General features: G+C 39.4%; 1 rRNA gene. It reads right to left on the bottom strand.

Annotated features, from left to right (window positions below):
* Positions 1 to 81, bottom strand: a 5S ribosomal RNA gene (rrf, locus tag ACXAH4_RS20130); the annotation flags it as partial.
* Positions 82 to 213 lie beyond the last annotated feature (132 nt).

Raw genomic sequence — 213 nt, 5'->3', positions numbered from 1 at the left:
CACACTACCATCGCCGCTAACGCGTTTCACTTCTGAGTTCGGAATGGATTCAGGTGGTACCACGTCGCTATTGCCGTCAGGCATAAACTTTTTATAACAATTCTGGAAAGCTTTCTATCAGTATCAATCAGAGTAACGCTACTCTAACTTTTTTAATTAGTCAGTCTTTAACTTACAACTTCTAAGTAAAAGCTACTTAGGCGTTGTATGGTT

Source organism: Alteromonas sp. ABV2_168 (assembly GCF_056161165.1).
The sequence above is the reverse complement of the archived record's forward strand: the minus strand, read 5'-3'. Positions and strand labels throughout refer to the sequence as shown.